Annotated in this window: 6 protein-coding genes and 1 pseudogene; 4 read left to right on the top strand and 3 right to left on the bottom strand. The window is 62.9% G+C overall.

Annotated elements, in window-relative coordinates; all coding sequences use genetic code 11:
- Window positions 1-349, top strand: a pseudogene (locus tag MKK69_RS25535) (hypothetical protein); the annotation flags it as partial.
- A gap of 55 nt (window positions 350-404) precedes the next feature.
- Window positions 405-680 (top strand): HU family DNA-binding protein, encoded by a 276-nt coding sequence (locus tag MKK69_RS25530; RefSeq protein WP_243972594.1) that lies wholly within the window; start codon window positions 405-407, stop codon window positions 678-680.
- A gap of 239 nt (window positions 681-919) precedes the next feature.
- Here MKK69_RS25530 and MKK69_RS25525 read toward each other — a convergent pair whose 3' ends face one another.
- Together MKK69_RS25525 and MKK69_RS25520 are read right to left on the bottom strand one after the other, a co-directional pair.
- Window positions 920-1,468, bottom strand: a complete 549-nt coding sequence (locus MKK69_RS25525; protein ID WP_243972592.1) for a PAS domain-containing protein — start codon at window positions 1,466-1,468, stop codon at window positions 920-922.
- Between the two features lie 87 nt (window positions 1,469-1,555).
- On the bottom strand, window positions 1,556-1,753 hold the full coding sequence (locus MKK69_RS25520; protein ID WP_243972590.1) for a hypothetical protein: 198 nt from the start codon (window positions 1,751-1,753) through the stop codon (window positions 1,556-1,558).
- Between the two features lie 161 nt (window positions 1,754-1,914).
- On the opposite strand from MKK69_RS25520, the gene MKK69_RS25515 reads away from it, so the two are divergent.
- Together MKK69_RS25515 and MKK69_RS25510 are read left to right on the top strand one after the other, a co-directional pair.
- Window positions 1,915-2,187 (top strand): hypothetical protein, encoded by a 273-nt coding sequence (locus MKK69_RS25515; protein ID WP_243972588.1) that lies wholly within the window; start codon window positions 1,915-1,917, stop codon window positions 2,185-2,187.
- A 167-nt stretch (window positions 2,188-2,354) separates the two neighbouring features.
- The gene (locus MKK69_RS25510) at window positions 2,355-3,083 is read left to right on the top strand and encodes a Crp/Fnr family transcriptional regulator (protein WP_243972587.1); all 729 of its coding nucleotides are present in this window, start codon (window positions 2,355-2,357) and stop codon (window positions 3,081-3,083) included.
- Between the two features lie 20 nt (window positions 3,084-3,103).
- On the opposite strand, the gene MKK69_RS25505 is transcribed toward MKK69_RS25510, so the two are convergent.
- A complete protein-coding gene (locus MKK69_RS25505) occupies window positions 3,104-3,295 on the bottom strand; it encodes a hypothetical protein (protein WP_243972583.1) in 192 nt (63 codons plus the stop codon).
- Window positions 3,296-3,881: the final 586 nt, after the last annotated feature.

Raw genomic sequence — 3,881 nt, 5'->3', positions numbered from 1 at the left:
GGGGAACCTCGCGGGCTTCGCCAGCCCCTACGTGATCGGGGCCCTGCGCGACGCCACCGGCAGCACCGCGGCCGGCATGTACGCAATCGCGGTGATGCTGGTGGTCGGCGCGGCCTGCGTGTTCGTCACGCCGGCCCGGATCATGATGGGTGAGTGCGACAAAAAGAGCGGCCGCGACATCCGCCTCCCTTCGGGGGAGCAGGCCGCTGCGACACGTGAGCACGAGCGCACGCTGCGGACGCTAAAGCGCCTCGCGGATGTCCTCGGCAGACCGATCGAGGATTTCTTCAAACCCGACGCTGATGGCGATCCTGCCCGAAGCAAAGTGGACGAAGAGGAGCGAAAGTAAGGGCCGCTGCCGGGTCGTGCTTGCACCTTCGCCGAGATCTCGGGAGCTACCCGGCATGATCCGATCTGAGCTTGTCATCCGCGTCGCGGAACGGAACCCGCACCTCTACGCCCGGGACGTCGAGGCGGTGATCGACTCCATCCTCGACCGGATCGCCGGGGCCCTGGCGGACGGCGACCGCGTCAAGCTGCGGGGCTTCGGTGCTTTCTCGACGTGGACGATCAAGGCTCGCACCGGCCGCAACCCGCGATCCGGCGCCTGTGTGGAGGTGGCGGCCAAGACGAGCATCCACTTCAGCCCGAGCAAGCTGATGCGGGATCGGCTCAACTAAGTGAAGGTTAAGCAGGAGGGGGTGGCGGAACGGCTGCTACGCGCCTCCTGATCACGTCCAGCGATTGGAGGATCGCCCTCGCCTTCCTGATACGCCTGGGCTCGGGCACGTCCGGCAGCAGGTCGGCGATGGCTTCATGGCAGGCGAGCCACCGCTCTATCAGGCGCAGCAGGTCCTGCCACCTGCAACCGACCATTTTTGGCTCTTCGGAAGGTCTGCTTACCGGTGGGCTGCCCGCGTTAGTTCACTGTGCGGACAAGCTGTTTCGTCCGCGCGGCCAGCGCCCGCCCGATTTTGAACAGCGCGTTGCGCAGGTCGGGCAGGGCTTCCTTCCCGCCATCTCCCTCGATCAAGGTGTGCGCCAGGATCAAATGGTCGGCGATCAAGTCTAGGGTGCAATTCGACCTCGTTGCCGGGTGCTGTGGTGGCGGGACGAACCGCTCGACATCGCCGTAGGCGATGATCGTGTCCGTCGCACCCTCGGCGAGTTCGGTGATCGAGCCGAGGTAGCCGATGAAGCGGTTGCCCTCGATGCCGAACGATGGCACGCCGCCCGACCCAACCCAGCAAAGGACGCCGTCCGCCTTGAGCAGGCGGTAGCGCATGCTGAACTCCGCGATAGTCCAAAGTGCTAGATCCAGTGTGTCGATGACAGTCTGGCGATCATCTTGATGGACGCAGGTCAGCCACCCTTGGCCAAGGGCATTTGCGGCCTCTTGTCCAGTTAGCGCCGTCCATTCCTGGCTGATGTAGACGCACTGGCCTGCGGCGTCAGTCACGAAAATCATGCTATAACTCTCGCGCTCGTAGAACAGCGCACAGCATGATGCGCCGATGCTGAGCGTAGCGGTTTACGATTATGTCGTGGGTGAGCGTTACCGCCGATTGCCACCGTCGAGATCGCGAATGTCCACACCCTGAGGCTGTTCGCTGCGCCGTGCGATCTCTCGGCCGATCGTGAATAGGAGCGTTCGGCTCAAGGCTTTCATCTCCCGCGTGCCTTGTTTCTTGATCAGCTCATGGGCGGCCATGACCGCATCGGCAACAGCATACAGATCAAGGTTATGATCCATGATCTTTTCCTTCCGCCCTAGGAGGAAACGAAGTGTATGATTTTTACAAATCGATCTTCAGTTTTATTGTTGTACGATATTTACGGTTTTACAACCCGAAATGCAATGCTAGGGTGTATTTTCAGCCGGTTTGACCCGGCGGATCGATACGAGAAAACGGCATGGACATGTCGACGCCCAAAGAGATGGCTATGACTTCGGCCGCCTGCGACCACGCGACGCTGGCCCGGGTCGCCCAGGTGCTCGGCTGCTCCCCGGACCATTTCTACGAGCCCACACCGGCGGGCACCCCGAGGGGCACTTCGCATCTGATCCAGATGTGGCTCGCAATCAGTTCGCAGGAAGGTCGTGACGCGGTGTTCGCGTTCGCCAGAGAAGTTTTGCAGTCGGAAAAAAGTAGCTCCCACCCGCCAAGGATGTTCAGTCCTGAATGAGGATTTAACGCCCATCAATAATCTCAAAATATTTACCTATTGCGCGTATCGACAAGATCATTGCTAAACTGCAAGAACTGCCATAGTTCATGCGCGTCGTCGGCTCGACCCGGGCGCTGGCGGTTAAGGGACGCTTTTGTGCTCTTGCCCTCTGTGCGAGAGCCGTCATGGCAGACCCCGAGCAGGCCGACCTGCGCAACCGCCTCCTGCGCGCGCTCGCGCCAGAGGATTTCGCCGCGCTGCAGCCCGTGTTGCGCCCTGAGGTACTAACCCTCAAGCAGGTGCTCATCTCGGCCAACACAGTGATCGAGACCATCTACTTCGTGGAGGCGGGCATCGTCTCCGTGACAAGCGACGCGCCGAGTGGCCGCGTCGAGATCGGGCTACTCGGGCGCGAGGCCATGGTCGGCGGCGCCCCCATCCTGCTAGACGACGACCGTAGCCCGCACACGCACTTCGTGCAGATGGCTGGGCAGGTGTTGTCGATCAGTGCGCGCACGCTGCGCGAGATGACCGAGGTGCGCCCTGCGCTTCGTCGCATCCTGTGCCGATACGTCCAGGCCCAGCACATTCAGACCGCGCAGACGGCCTACGCCAACGCCAAGGGCAGCACGACGGTGCGTCTCGCCCGCTGGCTGTTGATGTGCCAGGACCGAAGCGATGACGACGAGATCACGGTCACGCAGGAATTCATGGCGCTGATGCTGGGCATCGAGCGGCCCGGTGTGACCATCGCGATGCAAGTGTTGCAGAAGGCTGGCTTGGTCGTCGGGCGCCGTGGCCGCGTCCAGATCATCGACCGCGACGGTTTGCTCGACCTAGCGGGGGACACCTACGGTCTGCCGGAGATCGAGTACGCCCGGCTGATCGAGGGAAACACCGATCCGGAAGTGTGATCGACCTGGACGTCGCAGCCTCACGTCTTCGGCTCATCCGCCAGTTCGCGCAGGTACTCCAGCGCCTGATGGTGGCCATCGGCGGTCTTAATCTTGTCCCACAGCCGCAGGCACTCACTCACTTCGCCGCAGCGTTCCGCCGCCGCATGGCCGCCGAAGAAGCTGTCCACCGGGATGCCGAGCAAGGCGGCCATCACGTGCAGCTTCGCCATGCGGGCATCTACACGATCCGTCATGCTCACCTCCCTGAGAGGTCACGGGCATTATCCGTTTCAACCATACGCCTTCCGAGGCGGAATGTAAAAATCTTACGCTCTCGACGTTCTTGCATGGTTGAGTGTTGGCAGGGCGTCGAGCTCAGACATTGCATGCCGCCCGGGGTGCAACCGGACATCCATCGTAGATGCGTTGCCGAACGTCAGCTTTCCAGCAACGAGGCAACGGCTGGTCTTCACCCACATCGGACCCTGCATCACGCCCGTTCCAACAGGTCGACGAGAAACGTGCCACCTGCGGCGATGACGTTCCCGCGCCCCCGCCAGGGCAGCACGACCGCCTAGAGTGCCAGCTCGGCCGCCACCTCCGGCAGCGCAGTCTCGGGCGCCTCGGTCTCCGTGATGGGCTCGTGGCGGTGGGGCGGTGGTGGTGAAGGGGATGCGAGCCGGGGCTCAGCCCGGCGGGGTTAGAAGGTCAGTGAGCGGCGGCGCTGCGGGCGGCCTTGGCGACCTGCCAAGCGGCCTTGAGAGCGGAAGACATGGCCTCCCGGCGCGAGACGCCGCAGCGCTCCATGATGCCGGG

This window comes from Methylobacterium sp. J-026 (assembly GCF_022829585.1).
Taxonomy (GTDB): domain Bacteria; phylum Pseudomonadota; class Alphaproteobacteria; order Rhizobiales; family Beijerinckiaceae; genus Methylobacterium.
The sequence above is the reverse complement of the archived record's forward strand: the minus strand, read 5'-3'. Positions and strand labels throughout refer to the sequence as shown.

What these genes read in the sequence shown, in the direction of transcription:
- MKK69_RS25515 (WP_243972588.1), top strand. Translation starts at nt 1,915, where the DNA reads ATGGACATGTCGACGCCCAAAGAGATGGCTATGACTTCGGCCGCCTGC.
- MKK69_RS25510 (WP_243972587.1), top strand. Translation starts at nt 2,355, where the DNA reads ATGGCAGACCCCGAGCAGGCCGACCTGCGCAACCGCCTCCTGCGCGCG.
- MKK69_RS25505 (WP_243972583.1), bottom strand. Translation starts at nt 3,295, where the DNA reads ATGGCGAAGCTGCACGTGATGGCCGCCTTGCTCGGCATCCCGGTGGAC.
- MKK69_RS25530 (WP_243972594.1), top strand. Translation starts at nt 405, where the DNA reads ATGATCCGATCTGAGCTTGTCATCCGCGTCGCGGAACGGAACCCGCAC.
- MKK69_RS25520 (WP_243972590.1), bottom strand. Translation starts at nt 1,753, where the DNA reads ATGGATCATAACCTTGATCTGTATGCTGTTGCCGATGCGGTCATGGCC.
- MKK69_RS25525 (WP_243972592.1), bottom strand. Translation starts at nt 1,468, where the DNA reads ATGATTTTCGTGACTGACGCCGCAGGCCAGTGCGTCTACATCAGCCAG.